The sequence below is a fragment of the Sorangium sp. So ce145 genome, from assembly GCF_051525985.1.
Taxonomy (GTDB): Bacteria; Myxococcota_A; Polyangia; order Polyangiales; family Polyangiaceae; genus Sorangium; species Sorangium cellulosum_B.
This window is the reverse complement of record NZ_CP150315.1, coordinates 7,624,314-7,649,557: the sequence shown is the minus strand read 5'-3', so window position 1 is coordinate 7,649,557 and position 25,244 is coordinate 7,624,314. Positions and strand designations below refer to the sequence as shown.

Sequence of the window (25,244 nt, the reverse complement as noted above, 5' to 3'; positions counted from 1 at the left end):
ACGCTCACGCCGGCGGGAGAAAGGTGCCCTGGCCTTCCGTCTCCGCTTCCGGCGGGTGCAAAGGCAGCTCGACGATGAACGTGGCGCCCGCGCCCGGCCTGCTCTCGACGCGGATGGTGCCGCCGTGGGAGGTGACGATCCATCGAACGATGTAGAGGCCGAGGCCGAGGCCGCCGAAGTTGCGGACGGAGACGGCGCGCTCGAAGCGCTCGAAGATCCTGGCCTGGTCGGCCTCCGCGATGCCCATGCCATGATCGCGGACGACGAGCACAGCGCGAGCGCCCTCGCGGCGCACGATGACATGAATGAGGCCTCCCGCGCCATATTTGAGCGCGTTGGACAGGAGGTTGATGAGGACCTGCTCCATGCGAGACGGATCCCAGTGTCCCATCACGGGCTCGTCCAGCTCGAGCTGGGTGCGGCAGCGGGCGTCGGTGAGCTGCTGGTGCATCCGCTCGACGACCTCGCGCGCCAGGGCGGCCAGGTCGACGGGCGCGCGAGAGAGGGTCAGCTGGCCGGCGTTGAGGCGGGTGACGTCGAGCAGCTCGTTGACCAGGTGGGCGAGGCGCGCGATCTGGCGGTCGAGGAGCTGGATCGCGGCGTCGATGCGCTCCGGAGCGACCTCGGCGCGCTGGAGGCGGGGCAGGAGCCGGGCGAGGAGGTGGGCTTGCATCGTGAGCGAGGTGAGCGGTGTCTTGAGCTCGTGCGATGCGACGAGGAGGAACTCGTCGCGGCGCTCGATGGCCTCCTGGGCCTCGGCGAACAGGCGGCTGTTGTCGAGGGCGAGCGCGGCGCGGCTCGCCAGCTCCTGGGCCAGCCACAGGTCGGCTGGGCCGTAACGGTGCCGCGGCGGGGCCGCCAGCAGGGTCATGACGCCGAAGCGCCGGTCGCGCGCGAGGAGCGGTACCCGGAGGAAGGAGTGAACGCCGAGCGGCTCGAGGAGAGGTGCGGCGCGGACGTCGCTTATCTCGGGCCGGTCCGGCGACGCCACCGCCAGGGGTCGCAGGGCGTCCATCACCGCGCCTGCGAGCTCGGCCGGCATGCCCGCGGTAACCGCGGTGCCCGTACGCCCCGGGGCGTCCTGGGTGAGGTCCACGTCGATGACGCATCGGTCGGCCAGCGCCGGCAACGCGAGCTGCGCGACGCTGTCGAGGGTGGCGCCGTAGCCGAGGGCCATGAGCTTGCGGCTCGCGTCGGCCAGGAAGCGCTCGGCCAGCTCGGCGCGCTTGCGCTCGGTGATGTCGGTGCAGATGCCGCAGAGCACGCCGGGCATGACGCTCTCGCCGAGCGGGAACTTGAGGGACAGGTAGATGCGTGGCTCGCCCTCTTTCGTCAACACCTCCTCCTCGAACTCCATCGGCTCGCCCGCGTCGAGCACCCGCCGGTCGTTGTCTCGGATGACCTCGACGTCCACGCCCTGATAGAGCTCGGCGTCGGTCTTTCCGAGGAGCTCATGGCTCGGCACGCCGGCGACGTTCCCTGCGTGGCGGTTGGCGAGCAAATACCGGCCATCGCGATCCTTGAGGAAGATGGCCGCGGCGGAGTTGTCGACGATGGCCTGCAGCGTCACCTGGTTGGCCTTCAGCGCCTGCTCTGCTCGGCGCCGCTCGGCGTTCTCCTGCTCGATATCGGCGTAGAGCATGGCGTTCTCGAGCGAGATGGCCGACTGCGAGGTGAGCAGCTCGAGCACGGTGAGCCGCCCGGGGGTGAACGCCCCGGCCACGAGCCCGTTCTCCAGGTAGAGCACGCCGAGCAGCCGCGTTTGCCGCACGATCGGGAGGCACAGCACCGATCTCGGCCTCTTGCGGCCGAAATACTCGTCCTCCGAGAACGGGTGCCTGGCCGTCGCGTCGTCGAGCAGCACGCGCTCGCGGCTGCGGAGGACATAGTTGAGAATGGATTGCGGCAGCGCCGCGGCCTCGCCCGCGTCGAGCAGCCGCGCCGCGCCCCCGGACGTCGCGATCGCCGCCGCCGTCGACAGGCGCTCCTCCCGGACCAGCAGCACCACCCCCTCTCCGGCGCCCGCGTGCTCGACCACGATGCGCAGGAGCATCTCGAGCAGGCGCGGGAGCTTGAGCTCGCCCGAGATGCTCTGAGACGCCTTGACGATGGAGAGGACGTCGAACTGCTCGGCGCGGACGGCGAAGGTGACGGTGGGGGCGATCGGCTTTCGCTCGACGAGGAAGGGATACCGCTGGTCGAGCTGCTCGACCTTGGCGTGCGCGCCCCAGCGGAAGTAGGCGGCGCGGGCGTCCCGCAGGTAGGCGTCGGCGGGCGTGGACAGGCCGCGATCGCGGTAGAACCGGGCGGCGAGCTCGCAGGCGATGGCCTCGTGCTGGACGAAGCCGTTCTCCCGCGCCGAGGAGATGGCCTGCTCGTACAGCCGGATGGCCTCGGGCTCGCACCCGAGGAGCCGGGCGATCTCGGCGCGGACCAGGGCGTGCTTGTGGAGGAAGTTGTCGGGGCAGCTCGCGGCCCACGCGCCGAGCTGCCGCTCGCTGTCGAGGAGGCCCTCGGGGAGCTCCTGCGCCGGCGACCGCCGCGCTTCGTGCGGCTTGGGCGGCTCGGGCGCGCCACCGTCGGCGTCGACGAGCGCCGCGAGCGAGAGCGCGTGAACATAGAAGTTCTCGGCGATGAGCGCGTAGGGCTCGCTCTTGAAGGGGTGATCGACGATCACGCGCGTCGCCGCGGCGAGCGCCTCTCCGTAAGAGCCGAGGACGAAGAGCGCCCGGGCCTTCATGCTGAAATGGAGGCCGCGGGCGCCCCGCATATCCCCCTCGTCGAGCCGCGCCTCGAAGGCCGGCGGATCCAGCTCGGAGCCGTCGAGCGTGGAGAAGCGGACCGGCCTCCCGCGCAGCGTCTGGATGAGGGCGTGGGCGCTGGCCAGGACGCCGTAGGCGAACGCGTAACCGGCCTTGCGCACGAAGCGGCTGCGCTCCTCGACCTCGTGGAGGACGTCCTCCAGCGGCTCGCCGGCGAGCAGCGGAAACAGCGGAGCCCAGACGCAGTTGAAGCACGCGATGCGCATATCGCCGGACTCGACCGCGGCGCTGAACCCGGCGCGCGTGTAGGGGTACGTCTCCCGGTAGTGGCGTGTCCAGAAGACGACTTGCTGTCCGAAGAGGGTGAATACCAGCGACTTCACGGTGAGGAGCTCACTCCTGTCCGCGAGGTCGTAGCCGAGCTTTCCGAACTTGTAGGCCTCGCGGTATCGCCCGAACCGCGGGCCGAACATCCGCGCGAAGGCCGCGTACGCGTGGGCGGAGCTCTCCGCGTTGCCGTAGCGCAGGCCGAGCTTCACCTGACGCAGGACGATGAGGTAGTGCAGGTCCTTGTCCACGAAGATCGCGGGGCCGGCCACGGCTTGCAGCACCGCCATCACGACCTTGCACTCCGGGTGATCCATGGGGGGCAGGCGGATGAGGTCCTCGATCGCCCGATCACCGAGGGCTTGCCAGAGGCTCTCGGTCTCTTCTTTGACCTGCGCGTCGGTGGGGTGGAGCGGAAGATCGATATCCGAGGCGCGGAGCCACGCGAGCGCGAGGTCGACGGCGTGGTCGGACCGCCCTCGGGTCTGGTAGAAGCTCACGGCGAGCTCGACGACCGCGGCGCGATCGAGCTCGTTGCTCGCGCGCTCCAGGAGCTCGTCGAGCAGCCGCTCGGCCTCCTCGAGGCTGCCGGTGGCGTAGGCGGCGTGCGCGCGCTCGAGGCTCAGGGGATAGGCGAGATCGTACCGAGTCTCCCAGCGCTCGCGGGGATCTTGCGCGAGGAGGGCCAGGCCGGAGGCGAAGAGGGCGGCGGCAGACTGGTAGGCGGCGGCGGCCTCGGCCTTCCTGCCGGCGCGGAGGTTGAGGGCGGCGAGCTCGTCGCGCTCGGCCTGGGAGCAGAGGAGCGTGGCGCCGCGGTTGAGGTGGCCGACGACATCGAAGAGCGTCTCATCGGGCTCCTCCGCGCGCCGTGCCTTCAAGAGCAGCCGGCCGATCCCGAGGTGCACCTCGGCGAGCTGTCCGGGCGGGATGAGCGAATAAGCGGCCTGCTGCACCCGGTCGTGGAGGAAGCGATAGGCGCTGTTCCGGCGGAGCAGCAGCCCCTCCCGCACGGCCTCCTCGAGCGCCTCGCGGAGCGCGTCCGCCGGCCTTCGCGCGACCACCGCGAGGGTGTCGAGGTCCAGGCTGCCGCCGAGGCAGGCGGCGAGCTTGAGCGCGTCGCGCGTCGGGACCGAGAGCCGATTGAGCTTGCCCACCATCAGCTCGACGACGTTGTCGGTGAAGCCCTTGTCGCGGATGGCGTCGATGTCCCACCGCCATGCGCCCTCGTCGGTGTCGAAGGTGATGAGCCCCTCGTCGCGCAGGGCGATGAGGAACTGGAGCACGAAGAAGGGGTTGCCGCCGGTCTTCTCGTAAACCAGCCGTGAGAGCGGCTCGACCTCTGCTTCGGGTGCGCGGACCGTCTCGGCGATGAGCGCGCCGACGTGGGCGGCGGAGAGCGGCTCGAGGACGATGTCGCCGACGGCGGCGCCGCGCTTTCGGACCTCGGTGAGGGTGAGCCGGAGCGGGTGCGCGGGGCCGACCTCGTTGTCGCGATAAGCGCCGATCAGCAGGAGGTGCGCGCCGCCGGCGAGGGAGGCGAGGTGCTCGAGCAAGAGGAGGCTGCCGGCGTCGGCCCATTGCAGGTCGTCGAGGAACAGAGCGACGGGGTGCTCCTTCCGGGCGCAGGCGGCGATGAAGCGCTGGAGCGTGGCGAGCAGCCGGCTCTGGGCCTCGGCGGGCGGCAGCTCGGGCACGGGCGGCTGCGGGCCGAGGAGCAGGGCGAGCTCGGGGAGCATGTCGGTGAGCAGCCCGCCGTTCTGGCCGAGGGCCTCACGGAGGCGCTCTCTCCAGCGCTCGACCTGCTGCTCGCTCGCGCCGAGGATCTCCTGCACGAGGCCCCGGAAGGCGTGAAGGAAGGCACGGTAGGGGACGTCGCGCTTGAGCTGATCGAACTTGCCGGAGAGGAAGGAGCCGCGCTCGCGCACGACGGGCCCGTGCAGCTCGGCGACGAGCGAGGACTTGCCGATGCCCGAGTAGCCCGAGACGAGCACGAGCTCTGGCCGGCCGCTCGCGACAACGCGCTCGAACGCGGCGCGCAGCGCCTCGAGCTCGCGCTCGCGGCCATAGAGCCGCTGCGGGATCTGGAACCGATCGGAGACGTCGCGCAGTCCGAGCGGGAAGGGCGCGATGGCGCCGCGCTGGCGCAGCTGGGAAAAGCACGTGTCGAGGTCGTGGCGCAGGCCGAGGGCGCTCTGGTAGCGCTCCTCGGCGGCCTTGGAGAGCAGCTTGAGGACGACGGCGGAGAGCTGGGGCGGAATCGATGGGACGAGCGCGTGGGGCGGCTGCGGCGCCTGGGCGATGTGGCAATAGACCCAGGCGACGGGGTCGCTGGCGTGGAAGGGCAGGGTGCCAGTCAGCATCTCGTAGAAGGTGACGCCGAGGGAGTACAGGTCGGTCCGCTCGTCGACGCGACGGTTGATGCGGCCTGTCTGCTCCGGCGCCATGTAGGCGAGCGTGCCCTCGATGAGCCCGTCGTGGGCGAGCTCCTGGGCCCCGCGGGGGGAGAGGGAGGCGATGCCGAGATCGGTGATCTTCACCTCGCCGGTGTCGGGGTTGTAGAGCAGGTTCTGGGGCTTGATGTCCCTGTGGATGATGTGGTGTCGGTGGAGCTCAGCGAGCGCGGCGGCGAGGCGGAGGGCGAGGGGGAAGAAGCGCTCGAGCGACATCGGGCGCATGGGCCCGTCGCCATCGAGCAGCCGGTCGAGCGAGCGGCCGCCGAAGTCTTCGAGGACCAGCGTCATCTGGTCGCGGAACGGCTCGATCCCGCAGGCCTTGACGACCGCGGGCGACTTCAGCGCCCTGGCGACCTCGAGCTCGTGCTGGAGCCTGCCGAGCGCGCGGGGGCTGGTGTGGTCGCGGCGCAGGGCCTTGAGCACCACCGGCCGGCCGTCCTCCTCGCGCCGCGCGCGATAGAGGATCGTGTCCGCACCTTGGTGCAGCACCTCCAGCACGCGGTAACGTGGACTGTCGGTCATAAAGGGAGGGTGTCCAAAGCCGGATCGGTCTCCGAGGCGCCCGGTCGATTCGTGATGTTGCCAAAAGCGCCTCGCTGCGCCACGGGAAACGGCGGCGAGCTCTCGCGCCGGCCCGCCCGTGGCGCTCTCTTGGCGTCATGCAGGGCGGGAGCGGCCGGACGGACGCTGGATGCCGTGCCTCGACAGCACCTCACGGACGCGATCCAGCGGAATGGCGTCCACGGTGCGACCGCTCCCCGTGGTGGTCTCGGCCGTGAAGAGCGAGTTGTAGATGGCCTCCTCCGTCGCCTCGATCACGGCCTGAAAGAGGGCGGACGTCTCCTGGTTCGCGAGCTCCGTGATCACGAGCCGCTTCGCGCCGGAGCGGCGCCGCACCGAGGCGCTCGTCGAGAAGGCGATCGCGTAGTCGCCGGAGCCGTTCGCGCCGGAGGATCCGGTGCGCGCGAGGCCCAGGATCGCGCGGGCGGCGAGCCGCCCGAGGTTGCGATCCGACAGCGGCGCGTCCGTCGCGACGAGGATGAGGATGGATCCATCCCCCGCCGCCGCCTCGACCTGCGACCGGAAAGCGTACCGGCCGAGCTCCTCGCCGACGGGCGCCCCCATCACCTGCAGCACGCCGCCGAAGTTCGACTGGACGAGCACGCCGACGCAGGCCCCGCCGAGCGACGCCGGCAGCACCCGCGAGGCGGTGCCGATCCCCCCCTTCCATCCGAACGCGACGGTGCCCGTGCCCGCGCCGACGCACCCCTCCGGCGTGGGCCCCTCCCGCGCCGAGCCCAGCGCCGCGCGCACGTGCTCGGCGGTGATCGGGCGGAGCCGGACCGCGTTGAGCACGCCGTCATTGGTCTCGCCGACGACCGGGTTGAGCGAGCGCACCTCCTCCATGCCCGGCTGAGCCAGCATCCATTCGACGAGCGCGTCGGCGGCCCGGAACGCGCAAAGCGTGGTCGTGAGGAGAATGGGAGTCTCCAGCTCACCCAGCTCGCGGACCTGGGTCGCGCCGACGAGCTTGCCAAACCCGTTGCCCACGTGGATCGCCCCGGGGACGCGATCGAGGTAGACGTTCCCCCCGTGGGGGAATACGGCGGTGACGCCGGTGCGGATCGCGTCTCCCTCGATCACCGTCGCGTGCCCGACGCGCACGCCGCCCACGTCGGTGATCGCGTTCAGCGGGCCTGGGTCGAAGATGCCGGGCGCGACGCCGAGATCACGCGCGCGCACGGCGCCTCCCGCGCGCTTCGTGGATCCGGGCGGGAAGGGCGCGCTGCCCGCCTCGTCCGGGCAGCGAGCGATCGGGCAGCGGCAGGACGAGGCGGCCAGGCGCGACGTGCGGCCCGGTGCCGGGACGCGGCCGAGAGAGGGTTTCGGCATCCATGGGGAGCGGCGGTATCAACCTCCGTGCCAGGCGCGCCGCATGCCGCCCGAGCAGGGGCGCGCTCGGCGGCGCCCGGGCCGCACGTGATGGGCCGCGATCCGCGTGGCGGAAGGCTGGTGAGGATGGGCGGGGATCGCTGGGAGGCCGAGGGGAGATCGGGCGGGCGCTCGAGCGCGCCCGCGCCGCGCCGCGCTACTTCGTCTGGATCCGGCGCGCGGGCAGGAGGCGGCGGAGCGAGGGCGCCTCGAAGGACACGAGCCGCCTCGCGAACGCGCCGATCGACCGGTATTCCGCGTCCGCGATGAGCGCCAGCTCGACGCTGATCATGAATACCGCGAACGTGCCGAGCCCCATCATGACGGCAATGCCGGCGTGGAACAGGAACGCCGCGGCGAGCGAGAGCCTGCGTGTGTGCCGGTTCAGGGCGAACAGGAACGGGAAGCTGAGCTGGAACCCGACGGTCGCGTAGGTCAGCGCCGTCACCACCGCCACACTGCGGGAGAGGCTGTCGCTGTGGCCGGGCCACGTGAACTCGCCGACGCGGGTGATGTAATAAAGGGCCGTCCCGTTCTGCCACAGCTCCCCCTGCACCTTGTAGAGCCCCGCGACCCCGTAGACCAGGCACACCTGGACGGCGCAGGCGAGGATCGCCGCGTTGTGGAGCATCCCCTTGATCCGCTGGAGCTCCCCGCCGCGCTCCCGCTGCGCGCGGAGGCGGTCGGCGTCGAGCGAGAAGTACGCGCCGAGCTCGGCGAAGATGCCGTACAGCAGCGCGAGCCGGACGAGGTTGTCGCCGCCGTCGAGCAGGACGGGGTTCCGCTGATGCAACGACCAGAGACCGACATAGGTGAGCAGCGACATGAGCCGCGTGCGGAAGCCGATCACCCACAGCGCCGTGAACAGCAGGGCGAGGTGGAAGACGACCTCGAAGTAGAGCGGCGACCTGCTGAGCAGGTAAATCGAGAACGCGCCGGTTCTGTGGGCCTCCTCGAGCGACCGCGCGAAGGGCCACACCCCCTCGGGGCCGTAGAGGTAATGGCGCTGGAAGTAGTTGGCCAGGTAGAGGTGGAGGATGGTCAGTCCGGCGACGATCCGGAAGAGGCTGGCCCCGATCAGGCAGCGCTCGCGGCTCGCGAGCTCCACGATGCGGTGCCAGCGTGCGTTCAGCTTGCTCAGCATGGCGTCACCTCTCCTCCGCGGCCGCCGCCTGGAGGGCCACGGGCGTCTTTCGTCTGTCCTCGGTCGTCGCGTCCAGCGGCGCCACCGGTCGATAGGGAGCCCAGTCGAAATCATAGTACGTCAATTCACCCTTCGAGTCGGGCAGGTCGCGCCGGGAGAAGCGCGGGAATTTCAGCACCGCCAGGCGGAGCCGCACCGCGGCGGTGCGGCTCGGGCCGTACAGGCTGTCGCAGTGCGCGGAGCCGGCCCGCTCCAGGACGCTCTTGCCGAGCTGAACGCCGGCGTCCTGCTCCTTCTTCACCTCGTCCCTGAGCCTCTCGGCCACCTGCGCATCGGGCGCCTCGGCGCCGCCTCCGCCCGCCTGCGCGCGCGCGCGCTGCTGATCGAGCTTCTTCGCCATCTGCAGCGACGTCGGATCGACGGTGTAGATCATGCGCGCCGCGCCCGTCACCGATCGTCCGAGGCGCGTCGCGGGGCCGAGCCGGTTCTCCAGGTGGGATTCCCAGTAGGGGGTCGTGATATCGGTCCACCCGGTCTCGGTCGTGCTCCCGTCCGGCTCGTTCAGGCGGCAGGCGACCATCACGAGGCGCGTGTCGGTGATGGGATCCGGGGCGAAGAGGTGCCAGTTCTGCTCGAAGAACGGGTTCATGTACCCGCTGATGAGCCGCGCGAAGCGGAGCTGGAGCGGGTTCTGCGGCGTCAGGTAGGCCAGCGTCATCGCGAAATGAAAGCAGAGCGCCGCGGCGAGCAGCGCGGGCGCGGACGTCGAGAGCACACGGAGTAAACGGCGCATGGTTTCGTCCATCCCGGGTTCGGGGTCATCGGAGAGGAGGCCGCGCGCCGCCGGAGCGCCGCGCGCGGCCCGTGGAGGCTCCGGCCCCAGCGGGCCGGCCGGGGCCGCTTGTGGCCGCCGGAGTGCGGAGCGGGGCGGAGCCCCGAGGAAACCAGCCAGGTCCGCCCGCGCGAGGCCGCGGCGAAGCGGCGCAGAGGTCCGGCCATCCCTGGCCGGACCTCTGGCGGGCGGAGCGCTAGTTGTCGAAGAGGATGTCGGCTTGACCGGACGCCGGCGCGTCGTTCAGCGCGATCCTCCTCCAGCCTCCGTGGCCGTAGCCGCGGCCGTGGAAGCCCCCTGCGTTCGCCGTCGCGACACCGATGTTGCCGATCCCGCCGGCCTGGGCGACCGACGACTGGGCGACGGACCCCGAGGTCCCGATCGCGATGCCCGCGATGCCGATGTTCGTCGAGGTGGCCACGTTGGCCCCAGGGTACCCGGAGTAGTACGCCACCTTCTCGGGGATCCCGGCGCTCGCCTCGGCGTTGAGGACTGAGCGACCCTTCAGGCTCGAGGTGGCGGGCGTCGCCGCCTGCGCCATCGCCACACCGACGAACAACGACAACCCAGCGACCGCGGTGATGATCTTTCGTGTCATGTTCTTCCTCTTTCGTTCGATCTCGTGATGGTTGATGGTCAGAGAGGCCAGACATGCCAGCTGCGTTTGCCGACCGCGCGGAGCCCCTGCCTTCGAGCAGCTCCACCGGGCTCGGAGCATCAAGCCAGCTCGCGGGTCATGTGCCCCTGTGTGCTGCATGGCCAAAGAGCACCCGTCGTGCCAGCCGCGTTCTCCGCTGGGCCAGCGCGCGCCGCGCCCTCTCGCCGCGCCAACGTGAGGCCGCGGCCGCTCGGCGGCGGTATTCAGCCGCGGCCGGCTTGCGTGTTCGAGCAAACCATCGCGCGCAACCCTTTGCTCGGATTGTCGCGTTCGAAACAACGATCTCCCCGCTCGTGGTGAGGATACGGCAGGACAGGCGAGCTCAACCCGCGCAGCCGGGCTGGCTGCGGCGTGCGAACATCGCGGACACACGCGGGGCAGCGCTCCCGTACCTGCCGCGGCGCCGCGAGCTCGGCCGCCGGCCGCGCCATTCGGCACGCCGCGTGCCTCGGCCCCTGTCCATCAAGGATGCCCAGTCATGGAAGCATCGCTGACCAGGAGGAGTGAAGATGCGCGGTACGCTGTTATCGGTGTTCGTGTTGTCGATGCTGCCCGCTTCCACGGCGCTCTGGAGGAGCGCGGCCGCGGAGGCGGTGGACGGCAGAGCGGGGGCGTTGGTCGAGGCCAATGAGCCTGATCCTTCGCAGGCCAGCGAGGCCGAGATGGCGGCGGGCGTCGAGGGGGACTCGGTCGCCTCGTGCGTCGCCACCTGCCCGAAGGGCGATAAGGTCGTCACGTGTCCTGATGGAGTGTGTCAGTGTCACTGTGACGATGGCGGTCGCCCGGTCTGTAAATGCGAATGAGCGCGCGCCGAAGGCGCGTTCATGGCGAGGTGTAGATTCGTGATACGGGCTCATCCGCCGGGCAGGCGAGCGAGGCGTACGGAGGTACGCCGCTGCGAGCCGAACGACGCGGATGAGCCCGTGGCGCACGAAGGCGAACGCGACCAGGGCCGGCGGCGCTCGGCTCTACGAGCCGCCCCTCTTCTGGTACGTCCCGACGAGCTCGACACGCGCGAGGACGTGTCCTTCCATCGCCTTCTCGAGCTCCACCTTCGTGAGCCCGCCTCGCGGGGGCAGCACCGTGTCGAGCGCATACAGCTTGAAGAAGTAACGGTGCTTGCCGATCGGCGGGCACGGGCCGCCGTAGCCGGCGCGCTTCCAGTCGTTCCTTCCCTCGAGCGTGCCTGTCGGCAGATCGGCCTTGTGCGCGCCCTCGGGCAGGCCGCCGGCGTCGGGCGGGATGTTGTAGAGCACCCAGTGGACCCACGTCGTCTTGGGGGCGCGTGGATCGGGCGCGTCCGGGTCGTCGACGATGAGCGCAAGGCTCCTCGTGCCGCCGGGGATACCCGACCAGGAGAGCGCGGGCGACGCGTCCTTCCCCTCGCAGGTGTGCACGATCGGGATCACGTCGCCATGGTGGAAATCGGGAGATTGTAACGAGAGCATCGGTTCACCTCGCCCAGCGCGCTTTGCTCTGCGCGCGCGATGCAGCCGGCGTCACACGCCGGAGGGGTAGGTCTCCGGCGGCTCCTTCTCGGCCCGCGGCGCGAGGTGCAGCGGCCGGACGGCCTGTGACTCGTCGACGAAGAGGAGCGCGTCGTAGCGGCGCGGCAGCACCGTCGGCACGTAGTTCCCGTACCCGTCGTACTCGGGGTGGTAGACGACGCCGACGGCGCGGTGGCCGCGCCAGGCCAGCGACTCCTCCGGCAGCCGCCCCGGCTCGAAGATCAGCAGCTGATCCCGGCCGCCCGCCTCGTGCAGCAGGTCCTCCCAGCTCTCGGGCCGCCCGACCGGCAAGCGCATCACCTCCATCGGCGCGTCCCACGCCCGGGCGGCGATCACGGTGCCGCGGTGGGCGCCGAAGGCGACCAGCGCGACGCGCTCCTCTCCGTGGCGCTCGCGGGCGAGCTGGCCGAGGTTCACCTCGCCCCGCTCCGCCATGTCGGTGAAGCGCGCGTCGCCGATGTGCGTGTTGTGCGCCCAGACGATCGCGCGGCCGCGCGGGCCGTGCTGCTCGATCAGCCGATCGAGCGTATCGGCCATGTGCCCATCGCGGACGTTCCACGACGCCGTGTCGCTGCGCACCATCGCCCGGTAGTAGGCCTCTGCGTTCTTGACCACGAGCGCGTTCTGCTCGGCGACGAAGTGCCCGTCGCGCCCGTCGGCGCCGAACTCCGGCGCTCTCTTGCGCACCTCGGCGAGCAGCTTGACGGCCTCCGCCTGGCACGACTCCGGCACGAGCACCGTCGCCCGGGCGTACTCCTGGGCGTCGTCGGCATACGGCTCGAAGCAGCGCAGCGCGCGCCGCGCGGCCGGCAGCGCGTCGGGGGCGGCCCCCTCCAGGTAGCGCATGACCTCGCGGAGCGAGTCCCAGAGGCTGTAGACGTCGAGCCCGTAGAAGCCGACCCGCTGCTCCTCGGGCCGACCCTCGTTGTGCCTGCGCAGCCACTCGACGAGGTCGGCGACCTCCTCGTTGGCCCACATCCAGGTCGGCCAGCGATCGAAGGTGCGCAGCACCGCGCGGGCGCTGCTCCCCGCGTCCGCGTAGCCCTTCACATAGCGGTTGACGCGGTAGCAATCGGGCCAGTCGCCCTCGACCGCGATGAAGGAGGCCCCCGCTTCGACGATCAGCCGCCTGGAGAGCGCTGCCCGCCACGTGTAGAACTCGCGCGTCCCGTGCGTCGCCTCGCCCAAGAGCGCGCAGCGCGCGCCGCCGATGCGCTCGATCAACGGGTCGAGATCGGCCGAGGAGCGCAGCGGCCGAGCCAGCGCGCGGAGCGCGGCCACGAGGTCGGGCGTCGCGCGCGTCCGCGGCTCGATGAGGCGTCGCAGTCGAGCCATGATGGGATCCACCTGGGGCGCGGCGGCGAAACGGCAAGCTCGCGCGGGGCAAGGGCGAGCGCGCAGGCCGCCTGGCGGCGGAAGAAGGGCCGTCCGGCGCCGTTGCGCCCGCGCCTCCGCCGGCACATCGCCGCCGGAGCCCGGTTCGTGCTCCGACGACGAGCAGACGACCAGACTCTGCGTCAACGCGACGCGACGAGAAAAGTCTCGCCAACGAGTGTCGCTTCCTCGGATGCCCCGCAGGTGCGCGCTTTCGCGAGGTGTTCCCGGAGACGATCCGGATCACATCGACTACAAACTTGTTGAATATTTGCATTCCGACCAAACGCTGCCCGCTTCGGTCGTACGATTCCCAGCGATAAGCGTGATCGAACTGCCCTCCGCTGGGAATGGGCATCTGGTGATGTCGTTCCGGCCAGCCTTCTCCCAACCTCTCCCCCTAACCGCCCTCCTCCCCTGTTCGTCGCGTGCGGTCCGAGCGACAGCCCCGAGACCACCGGCTCCGAGGCTCTTCCCTCCGGACCCGGCTGGACCGGAGGCGCCGTACGGGTCCTCGGCTTGACGGCGAAACGGCGAACGACTCGCGCCGCGCCCTGGAACCTCTCGTTCACGTGCCATTGGCATAGTCAGCGCGCAAATTCGCACACGTTACGAAAGCATCGTCACCAACGCGAAAAACGCAAAAACTTCCCTGTCGTCTGCTATAGATACGGCGGTTTGCCCGCGTGTCACGTACTGCGTGTCAGGGACCGCGTGTCGCATTCCGCCACTGCACTCGAAACATGGAGGCCTTCATGTCTGTCCGTTCTCGTGCCTCGCGCAAAATAACCGCTCTCGCGATCCCCGTCCTCGCCCTCTTGAACTTCCCTGGCTGCGCTTCAGAAGTAGGATCCGGCGGCGCCGGGGGAGATGCTTCGGGCTCGGGCGGCGGGACACCGAGCGGGAGCGGGGGGGTCACCACGGGCGCAGGCCCCGCGACCAGCGGTGCTTCCACGACCAGCGGAGGCGCCAGTACGGGCGGCGGCGCTGCTGCGACGAGCGGAGCCGGCACGGGCGGCTCCCCGGCTGGCGCGACCAGCGGGACTGGCGAGGCCAGCGCGACCAGCGGGACTGGCGGCGGCGAATTCACGTGTGTCCTGCCCACGTTGCCCGAGCCGAGCGGTCTGACCGAGGTCAACCGGAAACTCCCGGATCCGTTTACGTTCTTCAACGGAACGAAGGTCACGACCAAGGAGCAGTGGGAGTGCCGCCGCAAGGAGATCCTGGCGATGGCGGCCAAGTACCTTTACGGTCCGGTCCCCCCCGAGCCGGATGAGGTGACCGGAACCGTATCCGGAGGTACCGTCTCAATCACCGCCAAGGCAGGTGGAAAGACAGAGACCTTCTCGGCGAGCATCAGCGGATCCGGCAGCGTGATCGCCCTCAAGTTGTCGGGTGGGATCTTCCCGTCAGGCCATAAAACGCTGTCGTTTGGAAGCGGCTTCGAAGGCAAGATACGAAATCTTTTCGGCCTGTCCGAGGTCAACACCAACATCGCCAACGGGTGGATGATTGACCGGGTGATGGACGTGCTGGAGCAGAACCCGGGCAGCGGACACGATCCCACGAAGGTGATGGTGTCGGGGTGCTCCGGGTGTGGAAAGGGCGCTTACCTGGCGGGTGTCTTCAGTCGTGCACCGGTGGTTGTCATCGTGGAGTCCGGCGGTGGTGGTGTAGCCAACCTGCGCCAGGCGGAGTGGTTCAGGCACGGTGAAGGTGGTTCTGTCTGGCAGTGCTCGGATGCCAAGCCTCAGAGCATCGACAACCTCGAGGACAACGGTATCTGCGGACCCTGGGTGACCAGCGCGGCCCGCTGGCTCCGAAGCGACCCCTCGAAGGTGTACAACCTCCCCTTCGATACGCATATGCTCCTGGCGACCATCGCGCCGCGGCATCTGGTGCACTTCACGAATGCCAACGGCAGGAACTCATGGTGCCACCTGGGCGGGACCTGTGAGGCGCTCTCCGCATGGGCGGCAAAGCCGGTGTGGAAGGCGCTCGGCGTTCCAGAGCGCATGGGCTTTCAGATGTACAGCGCAAACCACTGCGGCGCCTCGAGCTCTCAGACTGCCCTTGCAGGCGAGATGTTCAAGCGAGCGTTCGAAGGCAATACCAGCGCGAACACGGACGTGATGGGCATCCTGGACAATGGCGTTCAGCAGCCGGTCAGCGAATGGGAAGACATGTGGGTTGACTGGGATATGGATACAGTGCTGCAGTAGCGGTGCCCTTGGGGGGTATAAGCGCCATTCTGGCCTTGCCCCCCCCATTCGGCGTGATTTCCGCGCTGCACGTGAACGACCCGCCGCCGTTCTCGATGCGCTTGCAGCTGCTGAGCGTGTTGCAGACGCCGCGCGGGGACATCCAGAAGTATTTCTCCATCCAGCCCTCGAGCTCGTCCCGCGAGTTGCGCTCGTTCTCCGGAGCGGGCTCCTCCCGCTCGACGGTATCCCCGCTCGCGATGATGGCGCCGGTGTTCGAGGCGAAATTTGGCCCGGAGACCTTGTAGTCCCCTGGTCGAACGGCGATGATCTCGATCTCGGTGATCTCCTGGCCCTGGAGCGGGCCGCGCCCCTCCGCCAACGTGAGCAGGTGGGCAGGAGCCTCCCAGCGGTACGTCGCAACTCAAACGCTAGTTCTCGAACGGTCCGGGGATGTTCGGACCGGGCGCAAGCAGCTGGCTGCCGTCCATCAGCCACACCGCCATCAGGTTCTGTGCGGCGTTGTTCCACAGCACGTCTGCCGTGCCATCGAAGTTGAAATCAGCAGCGCCCTGCGCGGGCACCCACCCAGCGCCGATGGGTCCGGGGATGTTCGGACCGGGCGCAAGCAGCTGGCTGCCGTCCATCAGCCACACGGCCATCAGGTTCTGTCCGGCGTTATGCCACAGCACGTCCGCCATACCGTCGACGTTGAAGTCGAACGCCGTGATGGTGACCCACCCGTCTCCGTTCGGTCCGGGGATGTTCGGCCCCGGCGCGAGCAGCTGCGCGCCGTTCATCAGCCATACCGCCATCAGGTTCCGTCGGGCATTGTTCCACAGCACGTCCGCCATACCGTCGGCGTTGAAGTCGGCCGTGGAAGAGGCGGTCCATCCGTCTCCGATCGGTCCGGGGATGACCGGCCCCGGCGCAAGGAGCTGGCTGCCGTTCATCAGCCACACGGTCATCAGGTTCTGGCGGGGATTGTTCAAGACCACGTCATTCATTCCGTCGGCGTTGAAGTCGGCGGCGCTCGTTACAGCCACCCACCCGTCTCCGATCGGTCCGGGGATGACCGGCCCCGGCGCAAGGAGCTGGCTGCCGTTCATCAGCCATATGGCAACCAGGTTCTGTGGGCTGTTGTACCAGAACACGTCCGCCATGTGGTCCTGGTTGAAATCACCAGCCGAAATCGCCGCCCACCCATCACCTATCGGTCCGGAGATGACCGGCCCCGGTGCAAGGAGCTGGCTGCCGTTCATCAGCCACACGGCCATCAAGTTGTGGCGGGTGCGCTGCCAGAGCACGTCCACCATGCCGTCGTTATTGAAGTCGGCTGGGTAGATGGTCTTCCACCCGTTGCCGTCCGACCGCGGTACCGCCACGCCGGGCGACGGGCTCTGGCCTTCGAAATGAGGACCACTTGCTTCGCGCTCGGCGCCAAACGCGCAGGCCCACATGGCACATAGTACAGAGATTGTACCCATGAGATTGGCCACCATGACGAGTCTCGTGCCCCCGCCTTCCTTTTGCGTTCGTGCACTGGCTCCAAGCGGTCCATGTTTGCCGGAATAGCCGACGCGCAAAGATGACGCCGTCGCTCCTGTGCGCGTACTGTGCGTCGCCGTGGCCGCGCGAACATCTCTCACCTGCGACCACTCGCGCCGAGCGGTGCGTTGCATCGATATCAGAAAAGATGGTGCAAGGCGGCCGGCAACGCCACCCGAGCCACGATCGCGGTGTGCAAGCAACATGGTGAAGCGACTGCGGCAGTCCGGCGCGGCTCTTCTGGAGGTAGCAGATCTCGACGAGCGTCGGCCACAGCTCGAGCGAGCCCTTGAACTGGCTGATCACGTCGTCGACGATGCGGACGAGGTTCTGCTGGAAGAAATCGGGCTCGAACCCGTAAAAGGTCTTCTCGAGGGGCACGGCGAAGCGGCGCAGGGCGTCGGCGCGCTCGTGATTCACCGTCGCGGCTGCAGCGCCCAGCACCCGCGCATGGAGCGCGGTGATCCGCCCGAGGATCCGGTCGCAATCCTCCGCGGTCACCTCGCCGCCGTAGTCGTGGTTGGCCGGGACGTCCGCGACGCGCCTGCGTCGCCCAGGCGGTGTCATCGATGCGGTCTTTACGCGGGGCAATTGCGTCCTGAGGAGATCTTGACATGGCGAGGGTTACATTGTTGCCATCGCCGGCTGGCGGGCATCCACGGAGCGCAGCATGAAATCGCCGTTCGCCTCTCTCTCCACGCCCTTCAGGGTGCATGCTGAAGACGACCCGCCGACTTCGGGAGATGAACCCCGGACCGACGCGGACCTCGCCGCCGTGCTCGGGCTCGCGTGGCTCGCCTGCGCGCTGACGACGATCTGGATGATCACGCGGGGCGACACGTACGGGGACGGGAGCGCGCTGCCCGCGCTCGTCGTGCTCCTCATCCCGTACCTGCTCCGAGACTGGTTGGGGTCACGAGCCAGCCCGGAGGCTCTCTCCCGGGGCTTGACGTTCTCGAAGCGTTTGGATTTCCTTCTCTCCCATGAGCGTCATGAATTCAGCCGCCGGAACTTCCGGCCAAGGCGGGAGAGCCCGGGGGTCGGTCCGGTTGTGGCTCGGCCGGCTGACGTTGATGACCGCGGTCTCGTCGTTCGTCGCGTGCGGTTCGGGCGATGGGCACAGCGCCAGCGCGGGCGACACGGTCACGGTGGGCTCGGGCGGCCCAACGAGCGGGACCTCCGGCGGCTCGTCGGGAGGTCTGAGCGGAGGCAGCGGTGGCGGCGGGGCGGGGGAGGGCGGCTCGGGCCGAGACACGGACCCTGGCGCGACGTCGGGGGCTTCCACCGGGGGCGCTGGGGGTTCCGGAGAAGGCGGCGCTGCAGATTGCGAGAGCGGCCCGGAGGCGCTCGAAGGCAGCGTCTATCAAGGCGATCTGCTCATCGCGTCGGACGCGGACGCCCTCGCGGCGCGCGCTTACTCTGCGATCAACGGCATGATCTCGGTCAGGTCCGACTTCGCCGGGACGCTCGACTTGCCCAGCTTGCTCGAGGTCGGCGGTATCCGGGCCGAGGGCGGTGCCTCGAGCGGGGAGCTGGTCACGGCGCAGATCAAGGCGATCCGCATGCCGAACCTGGCGCGCGTTCGCGGAACGTTGTGGATCTACCTGGCGTTCGAGCTGCTGGAAGCCGATTTTCGCAAGCTCGAGGCCGTCGACGAGCGGCTCTGGATCCATCGAAACCCGGAGCTCGCGACGCTGCGGCTCGATGCCTTGCGCAGCGTGGGCGAGGACGTACAGATCACCGACGACTTCAAGGTTCCGGCGTGCGCTCTCGAGAGGATCGAAGCCAACCTGACGGCGGCCGGCATCACCAGCATGAACATCTCCGGGGGCCTCCAGGAGACCGGCTGTGAATGCAGGCTCGTCTGCGGGCAGGGGCGCTGCTTGTAACGCGCGTCGAGCCGTGGCCGAGCCGAGAATGTGAGCCATCGTCATGAGGCAGGTGCGCGAGTTCCTTCGATCCGTGTGGTCCGAGCCACGAGCACCGCACCCCCCTCGACGCGTCCGGATGGACTGGGTGCTCGTGGCCGCCTTCGCCGCGCTCGGGTGCCTCGAGGTCGCGATCCGGCGCGACCTGCCGTGGCGGATCGCTTCGCTGGTCCTTTGCATCGGGCTCTTGCCGACGCTGCTCTGGCGGAGGACCAGGCCGCTGCAGATGGTCGTGATCGCGTTCGGCGTCCTCATGGCGATACAGCTCGCCGTGATGGCGACCGGCAGCGCATCGCCGGGGCTCTACGCGATGGTCTACATGGTGCTGCTGCCCTATTCGTTGTTCCGGTGGGGTACGGGGCGTGAAGCGATGATCGGGCTGCCGATCATGGTGGCCTCGGCGGCGCTCGACATGATCCGCTCTCATGCCAGGACCGGCGATGTCATCGGGGGCTACGCCGTCCTGCTCTCCACGATGGCGCTCGGCGCGGCCGTGCGCTACCGGGATGGCGTGCGCCTGCGAGAGCTCGATGAAGCCAAGCTGGCCGAGCGAGAGCGGATCGCCCGCGACCTGCACGACACCGTGGCCCACCATGTATCGGCGATCGCGATCCGCGCGCAGGCTGGCCTGGTCGCCGCGTCGGCGCGCCCCGAGGCTCCCGTCGACGCGCTCCGCGTGATCGCGGACGAGGCGTCTCGCGCCCTCGGCGAGATGCGCGCGATGGTCCGGCTCCTGCGTCGCGGCGAGTCGGCCGAGCTCGCGCCGAGCCCGCGGGTCGCCGACCTCGGACGGCTCGCGGGCGCGTCCGCCACAGGGGCTCCCGTCGAGGTGAAGTTGACCGGGAGCTTCGATGACCTGCCATCGTCGGTCTCCGCCGCGATCTTTCGCCTCGCGCAGGAGGCGATCACCAACGCTCGCCGGCACGCTCGCCACGCGACCCGGATCGACGTGGAGGTCACGGCCGACGAGACGTCCGTGCGCTTGCGGGTCACCGACGACGGCCAGGGGGCCCACGCCGGCCATTCCACGTCGGCGGGATACGGGTTGGTCGGCATGATCGAACGAGCGACGCTGCTCGGCGGTACGTGCCACGCGGGCCCGGGCCCACGGCGCGGCTGGACGGTGACGGCCGTGCTGCCTCGGAATGGACGGACAACATGAGCATTCGCGTCATCGTCGCCGACGATCAGGAGATCGTCCGCACCGGGCTCACCATCCTCCTCGACGCCCAGCCTGACATCGAGGTCGTGGGCGTCGCCGACGACGGAAACAAGGCCGTCGAGCTGGCGCTCGCCCTCCGTCCCGACGTGTGCCTGTTCGACATCCGCATGCCCGGGATCGACGGCATCGAAGCTACCCGACGGCTCGCCGGCCCGACCGTCGACCGCCCTCTGGCGGTCGTGGTGATCACCACCTTCGATCATGACGACTACGTAGTTGGCGCCCTCAAGGCCGGCGCCCGCGGCTTCTTGCTGAAAGACGCTGGTCCCGAGCTGCTCGCGCAGGCCATCCGCGCCGCCGCGAGCGGCGACGCCTTGATCGCGCCGCGTGTCACCGCCCGCCTGCTCTCCTCGTTCGTGGCCTCTCGCCCCCAGCCGCCACGAGCACAGCCCGGGGAGGCCCTCACCGCCCGCGAGGAGGAGGTCCTCCTCATCGTGGCCCGCGGTCGAACCAACGCCGAGATCGCCGACGAGCTCCACATCAGCCTGAGCACCGTCAAGGCGCACGTCGCCAGCCTCATGACCAAGCTCGGCGCGCGCAACCGGGTCGAGATCGCCATCTGGGCGTACGAGACCGGTCGCGTCCGCGACTGACCCGTCGGCCCGGGACCAGGTGGCGGCGCACCTGGCCGAAAGTACGATCGGCCCATCGGGCAATCGGCCGACCCGGATCCGCCATTTGCGCCAATTGCGAGGCAACGAGGGCCGTCCCTAGCTTGGCGGCATGACGAACGAGAGCACCACGACCCCCTCGGCGAAGCGAGACTGGCTCGTACCCGCGCTTCTGCTCGGCCTCAGCGCGGTCCCCGTGGTGGCCGGCGCCTTCCGCCTGGCCGAGCTGAGCGTCGGCGCCAAGGTCACCCCGGACAACGCCCGCTTCTTCGCTGCGCCCGTGCCCATCGTGCTGCACATTCTCAGCGTCAGCGTATTCTCGGTCCTGGGGGCGTTCCAGTTCTCCTCGGGCTTTCGCCGCCGCAAGCCTCGCTGGCATCGCGCGGCGGGGTGGGCCGTGGCCCCGTCGGGGCTCGTCGCTGCTGCCTCGGGTCTGTGGATGCAGGCGTCTTACGAGCTCCCCCGGGGGGACGGCGACGCCCTCGCCGTTCTCCGGGTGCTGTTCGGCTCTGCCATGTTCATGTCGCTCGTGCTCGGCCTTGTCGCCATCTCGCGGCGCGACTTCGTCCGCCACGGCGCGTGGATGCTGCGCGGCTACGCGATCGGCCTGGGCGCGGGGACTCAGGTGCTGACCCACATGCCGTGGGTGCTGCTCTTCGGCGCGCCGGGCGAGGGCGTCAGAGCGGTCCTGATGGGCGCCGGCTGGGTGATCAACGTCGCCGTCGCGGAGTGGATCATCCAGAGGAGAGCTACATCTCTTCGGAAAGAAAAACAGCCGAGCGCCCAACGGCGCCCGGCTGTCGTTCCCTCGATCGCTCGACTTATCGGATCCAGCGATTGACGATGTTTTCGTACAGCTCTTGCTGACCGCTCGTGAGCTTGATCTCACCACCAGCGTTGCCGATCTCGGCCAGCTGCTCGAGCGTCAGCTTGCCCTGCTCGAACTCGGCGCCCTTGCCGCCGTCGAAGGACGCGTAACGCGCCTTGCGCATCGCCTCGAGCGGCGACTTGCGGATCAGGTCATCGGCGATGAGGAGCGAGCGGGCGAACACATCCATGCCGCCGATGTGCCCGTGGAAGGTGTCGACGAGGTCGGTCGAGTTGCGGCGGCGCTTCGCGTCGAAGTTGACGCCGCCGCCCTGGAACCCACCGCTGCGGAGCAGGATGAGCATCATCTCGACCGTCTCGTTGATGTTGTAGGGGAACTGATCGGTGTCCCACGCGTTCTGGTAGTCGCCCCGGTTGGCGTCGATGCTGCCGAGCATGCCGTTGTCCGCGGCCACCTGCATCTCGTGGTCCATGGTGTGGCCGGCGAGCGTCGCGTGGTTCGTCTCGAGGTTGAGCTTGAAGTCCTTGTCCAGGCCGTGCTCGCGCAGGAACCCGATCACGGTCTCGGCGTCGAAGTCGTACTGGTGCTTGGAGGGCTCCATGGGCTTGGGCTCGATGAAGAAGACACCCTTGAAGCCGCGCGAGCGCGCGTAGTCGCGGGCCATGGTCAAGAAGCGAGCGAAGTGCGCCTTCTCGCGCTTCATGTCCGTGTTCAGCAGGCTCATGTACCCTTCGCGGCCGCCCCAGAACACGTAGTTCTCACCGTTCAACGCGATGGTCGCGTCGAGGGCGTCCTTGAGCTGGGCGCCGGCGTAGGCCAGCACGGAGAAATCCGGGTTCGTGGAGGCGCCGTTCATGTACCGCGGGTTGGAGAACAGGTTCGCCGTGCCCCACAGCAGCTTGACGCCCGACTGCGCCTGCTTCTGCTTGGCGTACTCGACGATGCTCTGGAGGCGACGCGACGTCTCGGCGCGGTTCTCGCCCTCCTCCACGAGGTCGATGTCGTGGAAACAGTAGTGCGTCGCGCCCAGCTTGGTGATGAACTCGAAGTTCGCGTCCATCTTCATGCGAGCGCGGGCCAGCGCGTCCTTGCCCTCGTCCCAGGGGAAGTAGATCGTCCCCGGGCCGAACGGATCGTGCCCGCGCCCGCAGAACGTGTGCCAGTAACACACGGCAAACTTGAAGTGATCCTTCATGGCCTTGCCGGCGACGACGCGGTTGGCGTCGTACCACTTGAAGGCGAGGGGGTTGTCGGACTCAGGCCCCTCGTAGGGGATCTTGCCAACACCCGGGAAGTACTCTCTGTCGCCAGTGACAACGGTCATAAACGGATCTCCAGCTCGTGGTTTGCGTGTGCCTTAGTTCAGAGGGCGCTTTCGACAACGGTGTCCGCGGGGTAAGCCCCAGGGCTCTGGTCTCCGGGCCAGGGTGGAGGCGCATCTCCACGCCCGCGCTGGGCTTCCAGGCATGTTGCGTTTGTTGTGGCTCCGGCGCTCCTCAAGTCAGGTGAACCACCGGCGCGCATCAATTGCGCGCGTGGCGGAATCGGCGGGCTTGCAATAACATGGTGCCGGGTCGGAGGCTAGGGTAGGTCTCCGGCGCGTCGCACCGCTGACTCTGGCTAGCTGTGCCGCGTCAACCTCCCCCGCACGGACGAGCCGCGAGACCTCACCGAGGTTGCCTGCGCTGCCCTCGCTGGATCCGTCAAGGCGCTCGTGCTGCCGCCCCCTGCGACGCCGGCCGTGTTGAGCGGGCCGGTCCACGGCGGCGGTGTCTTACAGCGACATGGCATTCAAGCGCATGGCGGCGGAACTTCGACGTGGGCGGCGCCCGGGAGGGGCCAAGCCCTGCGCGTCCGTCGCTTCGCGAGGCAAGGACTCGCCCGCATGGGCTACCGCCAGCCGCGTTCGCACGGACGCTTCGCTCACCTACCAGGTCAACGTGTGCGTGTCAACGCTCGTCAGGACCGGCGTGACGGGGGGCGGTCGGTGGTCTGGAGCGGGCGAGACTGCGGCCATCGCGGCGGATCGCGAGCGACGGTCGGCGCCGCAAGCGCGTTGCCCAGGGGCGCCTCGGGTGGCGCAGGAGGCCTTGCCGAGCCGCCGGGCCCCCTCACCGAGGGCCTGCGGGAGGAGCCTGGGACTCCTCGCGCGGCGGTCGGTGAGGGGATGTCCTCCATCGATGGCTGTTCTGGTCCAGGGTGCTGGCGTGGTGTCCTGGCCGGCGAGATCTCCGCACAGGACGCTGAGGGCCGCGGCGCGTTCCTCACCCGCCTAGCGGAGATTCCGCCCCATGAGCGGCCGGCTCGCGCGGTAGCGTGACGAGATGTCGAGACGAACCATGCGAGTCATCTGGTCTTTGGTTCTTATCACCTTGCCCCCGGGCTGCGCTGGCGAGTCGGGCGGTGAGGTGTCGAGCAGCGGCGGAGGCGCATCGAGCGCGAGCGGGGGAGGCGCATCGAGCGGGAGCGGGGGAGGAGCGTCGAGCGGGAGCGGGGGAGGAGCGTCGAGCGCGAGCGGTGGAGGAGCGTCGAGCGGGAGCGGGGGAGGCGCGTCGAGCGGGAGCGGGGGAGGAGCGTCGAGCGGGAGCGGGGGAGGGGCGTCGAGCGCGAGCGGCGGCGGGGCGGGCGGGGATCCGGGCCCAGGCGCGTGCGGCGTCACCCGCGACCGCATCCGCATCACCCAGGTCGACGTCGGGGGCCGCGTGATCAACAACGAGGATGAGGCCGCGCTGAAGCCGCTCGTCATCTCGCCCATACCGTCCGGCGGGTCGCGCCTGGCATGGATGAGCGACGACGGACAGGTCCACGTGCTCGAGCTCGACGCCGATGACAAGGCCGTGGGGCGCTCGTTCGGATTGCCGGCGAACGACTTCGCCGATCTCTACGCGGATGACGACGGCGGCGTGCTGCTGCTCACCCGCGATGCGGAGGGAGGCGGGACGCTGAATTGCGGCACACCCTCGAACCTGTGCGGAACGCCGCCGTCCCCTCCGATCGCCTGTCACGACATGTACATGGTCCGCTTCGACGGCGAGCGCGAGACCTGGGCGACGAAGCTCACGAGCTCGAGCGCCGCGCTGCCGCCCTACTCGACCGGCCCCACCGGGCCCGACGTGACCATGATCTGGTGGTACGCGCACCACGGCCGCATCGCCTTCGACGGCTCGCGTTATGCAGGCTATTTCGGCGCCGCGATCAGCGTCTCGCAAGGCGGGTGCATCAACATCCACCAGGGCGATCGCATGAAGGTCGTCGACGCGAACGGCGCGCTGCAGAGGGACGGCTTCGACTGGGGTTGCAGCCATAGCGGCTACGAGCGCATCCTCTGGGACGACAGCGCCCGGAAGTTCGTGACGGTGTGCAAGACCGACAACAACAACCGCATCGCGTTCGCGCCGAGTTACAAGACCATCTATCCGGTCGATCTCGCCTACTCGAACCTTGGGAACCTCGTCACGGCGGCCGGCGGCGGCTACTGGCTCACGACGAGCAATATCCGCTCGGGCCAGCCGGCGGGCGCGAACGGGCTCGCGGAGGTCCGGCTGCTCCACTTCACCGACGGCGCCCCGGACAAGGACCTCACGATCGCCAGCGACGCGGGCATGAACCACCGCGCTCCGCACCTGGCCGCCTACGGCCGCTCCCGCATGCTCGCGGCCTGGGAGACCACGACGAGGGCCGGCGATATCGCACGCAACGACGCGGCGCGCGCGCTGTTCCTCCAGACGCGCGATCGCGCCACCGGCGAGGCCGAGGGCGAGCCGCTGGAGGTCGACGTGCTCGGCAATCGTTATCAGGACTTCGTCGCGTTTCCCGACGGGAGCGTGGCCTTCGCCGCGCCCGGCAGCTCGAACACCACGATCCAGGTGCTGCGCATCCTGCCCTGCGAGTAGCGCGCGCCGCGCGGACGACTCG

The 25,244-nt window shown here is 69.3% G+C and carries 17 protein-coding genes; 8 read left to right on the top strand and 9 right to left on the bottom strand.

The window, feature by feature from the left end; all coding sequences use genetic code 11:
• Positions 1-4 precede the first annotated feature (4 nt).
• The 7 genes from WMF34_RS28110 to WMF34_RS28080 all read right to left on the bottom strand — a co-directional run bounded on the left by WMF34_RS28110 (position 5) and on the right by WMF34_RS28080 (position 12,951).
• On the bottom strand, positions 5-6,064 hold the full coding sequence (locus tag WMF34_RS28110; protein ID WP_437989716.1) for an AAA family ATPase: 6,060 nt from the start codon (positions 6,062-6,064) through the stop codon (positions 5-7).
• Positions 6,065-6,199: 135 nt separating this feature from the next.
• Complete coding sequence (locus tag WMF34_RS28105; RefSeq protein WP_012238073.1) at positions 6,200-7,285, bottom strand: DmpA family aminopeptidase; 1,086 nt, start codon at positions 7,283-7,285, stop codon at positions 6,200-6,202.
• A 346-nt stretch (positions 7,286-7,631) separates the two neighbouring features.
• Positions 7,632-8,618 carry an HTTM domain-containing protein gene (locus tag WMF34_RS28100; RefSeq protein WP_437989715.1) on the bottom strand — a complete coding sequence of 329 codons (987 nt, stop codon included), beginning with the start codon at positions 8,616-8,618 and terminating at the stop codon, positions 7,632-7,634.
• A gap of 4 nt (positions 8,619-8,622) precedes the next feature.
• Entirely contained in the window at positions 8,623-9,411 is a 789-nt protein-coding gene (locus WMF34_RS28095; protein WP_437989714.1) for a DUF5819 family protein, read from the bottom strand.
• A gap of 235 nt (positions 9,412-9,646) precedes the next feature.
• On the bottom strand, positions 9,647-10,048 hold the full coding sequence (locus tag WMF34_RS28090) for a hypothetical protein (RefSeq protein ID WP_044965953.1): 402 nt from the start codon (positions 10,046-10,048) through the stop codon (positions 9,647-9,649).
• Positions 10,049-11,076: 1,028 nt separating this feature from the next.
• Positions 11,077-11,556, bottom strand: coding sequence for a YbhB/YbcL family Raf kinase inhibitor-like protein (locus WMF34_RS28085; RefSeq protein WP_012238069.1), 480 nt, complete (start codon positions 11,554-11,556; stop codon positions 11,077-11,079).
• A 51-nt stretch (positions 11,557-11,607) separates the two neighbouring features.
• A complete protein-coding gene (locus WMF34_RS28080) occupies positions 11,608-12,951 on the bottom strand; it encodes an erythromycin esterase family protein (RefSeq protein WP_437989713.1) in 1,344 nt (447 codons plus the stop codon).
• Between the two features lie 1,145 nt (positions 12,952-14,096).
• Between WMF34_RS28080 and WMF34_RS28075 the strand changes: the two genes are divergently transcribed.
• The gene (locus WMF34_RS28075) at positions 14,097-15,212 is read left to right on the top strand and encodes a glucuronyl esterase domain-containing protein (RefSeq protein WP_437989712.1); all 1,116 of its coding nucleotides are present in this window, start codon (positions 14,097-14,099) and stop codon (positions 15,210-15,212) included.
• Positions 15,213-15,247: 35 nt separating this feature from the next.
• Positions 15,248-15,499 (top strand): hypothetical protein, encoded by a 252-nt coding sequence (locus tag WMF34_RS28070; protein WP_437989711.1) that lies wholly within the window; start codon positions 15,248-15,250, stop codon positions 15,497-15,499.
• A 123-nt stretch (positions 15,500-15,622) separates the two neighbouring features.
• Here the strand turns inward: WMF34_RS28070 and WMF34_RS28065 are convergent, their stop codons facing one another.
• A complete protein-coding gene (locus WMF34_RS28065; RefSeq protein ID WP_437989710.1) occupies positions 15,623-16,693 on the bottom strand; it encodes an FG-GAP repeat domain-containing protein in 1,071 nt (356 codons plus the stop codon).
• Positions 16,694-16,943: 250 nt separating this feature from the next.
• Between WMF34_RS28065 and WMF34_RS28060 the strand changes: the two genes are divergently transcribed.
• From WMF34_RS28060 to WMF34_RS28040, 5 genes are all read left to right on the top strand, one after another.
• The gene (locus WMF34_RS28060) at positions 16,944-17,459 is read left to right on the top strand and encodes a hypothetical protein (RefSeq protein WP_437989709.1); all 516 of its coding nucleotides are present in this window, start codon (positions 16,944-16,946) and stop codon (positions 17,457-17,459) included.
• A gap of 353 nt (positions 17,460-17,812) precedes the next feature.
• Positions 17,813-18,628: a hypothetical protein gene (locus tag WMF34_RS28055; protein ID WP_437989708.1), complete on the top strand. Its 816-nt coding sequence runs from the start codon at positions 17,813-17,815 to the stop codon at positions 18,626-18,628.
• Positions 18,629-18,671: 43 nt separating this feature from the next.
• Positions 18,672-19,829 carry a sensor histidine kinase gene (locus WMF34_RS28050; RefSeq protein WP_437989707.1) on the top strand — a complete coding sequence of 386 codons (1,158 nt, stop codon included), beginning with the start codon at positions 18,672-18,674 and terminating at the stop codon, positions 19,827-19,829.
• Positions 19,826-20,482: a response regulator gene (locus WMF34_RS28045; RefSeq protein ID WP_437989706.1), complete on the top strand. Its 657-nt coding sequence runs from the start codon at positions 19,826-19,828 to the stop codon at positions 20,480-20,482. Before WMF34_RS28050 ends, WMF34_RS28045 begins: the two co-directional genes overlap by 4 nt.
• A gap of 130 nt (positions 20,483-20,612) precedes the next feature.
• A complete protein-coding gene (locus WMF34_RS28040; protein ID WP_437989705.1) occupies positions 20,613-21,341 on the top strand; it encodes a DUF2306 domain-containing protein in 729 nt (242 codons plus the stop codon).
• On the opposite strand, the gene xylA is transcribed toward WMF34_RS28040, so the two are convergent.
• Positions 21,322-22,653: a xylose isomerase gene (xylA, locus tag WMF34_RS28035; RefSeq protein ID WP_012238060.1), complete on the bottom strand. Its 1,332-nt coding sequence runs from the start codon at positions 22,651-22,653 to the stop codon at positions 21,322-21,324. The genes WMF34_RS28040 and xylA overlap by 20 nt on opposite strands.
• A 1,015-nt stretch (positions 22,654-23,668) precedes the next feature.
• On the opposite strand from xylA, the gene WMF34_RS28030 reads away from it, so the two are divergent.
• Positions 23,669-25,222 (top strand): hypothetical protein, encoded by a 1,554-nt coding sequence (locus tag WMF34_RS28030; protein ID WP_437989704.1) that lies wholly within the window; start codon positions 23,669-23,671, stop codon positions 25,220-25,222.
• The last annotated feature ends 22 nt before the right edge of the window (positions 25,223-25,244 follow it).

Excerpts from the sequence above, each read along its gene's own strand:
- xylA (WP_012238060.1), bottom strand. The coding sequence starts at position 22,653 with ATGACCGTTGTCACTGGCGACAGAGAGTACTTCCCGGGTGTTGGCAAG.
- WMF34_RS28110 (WP_437989716.1), bottom strand. The coding sequence starts at position 6,064 with ATGACCGACAGTCCACGTTACCGCGTGCTGGAGGTGCTGCACCAAGGT.
- WMF34_RS28030 (WP_437989704.1), top strand. The coding sequence starts at position 23,669 with ATGCGAGTCATCTGGTCTTTGGTTCTTATCACCTTGCCCCCGGGCTGC.
- WMF34_RS28060 (WP_437989709.1), top strand. The coding sequence starts at position 16,944 with ATGGTGAAGCGACTGCGGCAGTCCGGCGCGGCTCTTCTGGAGGTAGCA.
- WMF34_RS28090 (WP_044965953.1), bottom strand. The coding sequence starts at position 10,048 with ATGACACGAAAGATCATCACCGCGGTCGCTGGGTTGTCGTTGTTCGTC.
- WMF34_RS28080 (WP_437989713.1), bottom strand. The coding sequence starts at position 12,951 with ATGGCTCGACTGCGACGCCTCATCGAGCCGCGGACGCGCGCGACGCCC.
- WMF34_RS28100 (WP_437989715.1), bottom strand. The coding sequence starts at position 8,618 with ATGCTGAGCAAGCTGAACGCACGCTGGCACCGCATCGTGGAGCTCGCG.
- WMF34_RS28085 (WP_012238069.1), bottom strand. The coding sequence starts at position 11,556 with ATGCTCTCGTTACAATCTCCCGATTTCCACCATGGCGACGTGATCCCG.
- WMF34_RS28050 (WP_437989707.1), top strand. The coding sequence starts at position 18,672 with ATGAGGCAGGTGCGCGAGTTCCTTCGATCCGTGTGGTCCGAGCCACGA.
- WMF34_RS28040 (WP_437989705.1), top strand. The coding sequence starts at position 20,613 with ATGACGAACGAGAGCACCACGACCCCCTCGGCGAAGCGAGACTGGCTC.
- WMF34_RS28055 (WP_437989708.1), top strand. The coding sequence starts at position 17,813 with ATGACCGCGGTCTCGTCGTTCGTCGCGTGCGGTTCGGGCGATGGGCAC.
- WMF34_RS28045 (WP_437989706.1), top strand. The coding sequence starts at position 19,826 with ATGAGCATTCGCGTCATCGTCGCCGACGATCAGGAGATCGTCCGCACC.
- WMF34_RS28095 (WP_437989714.1), bottom strand. The coding sequence starts at position 9,411 with ATGCGCCGTTTACTCCGTGTGCTCTCGACGTCCGCGCCCGCGCTGCTC.
- WMF34_RS28065 (WP_437989710.1), bottom strand. The coding sequence starts at position 16,693 with ATGGTGGCCAATCTCATGGGTACAATCTCTGTACTATGTGCCATGTGG.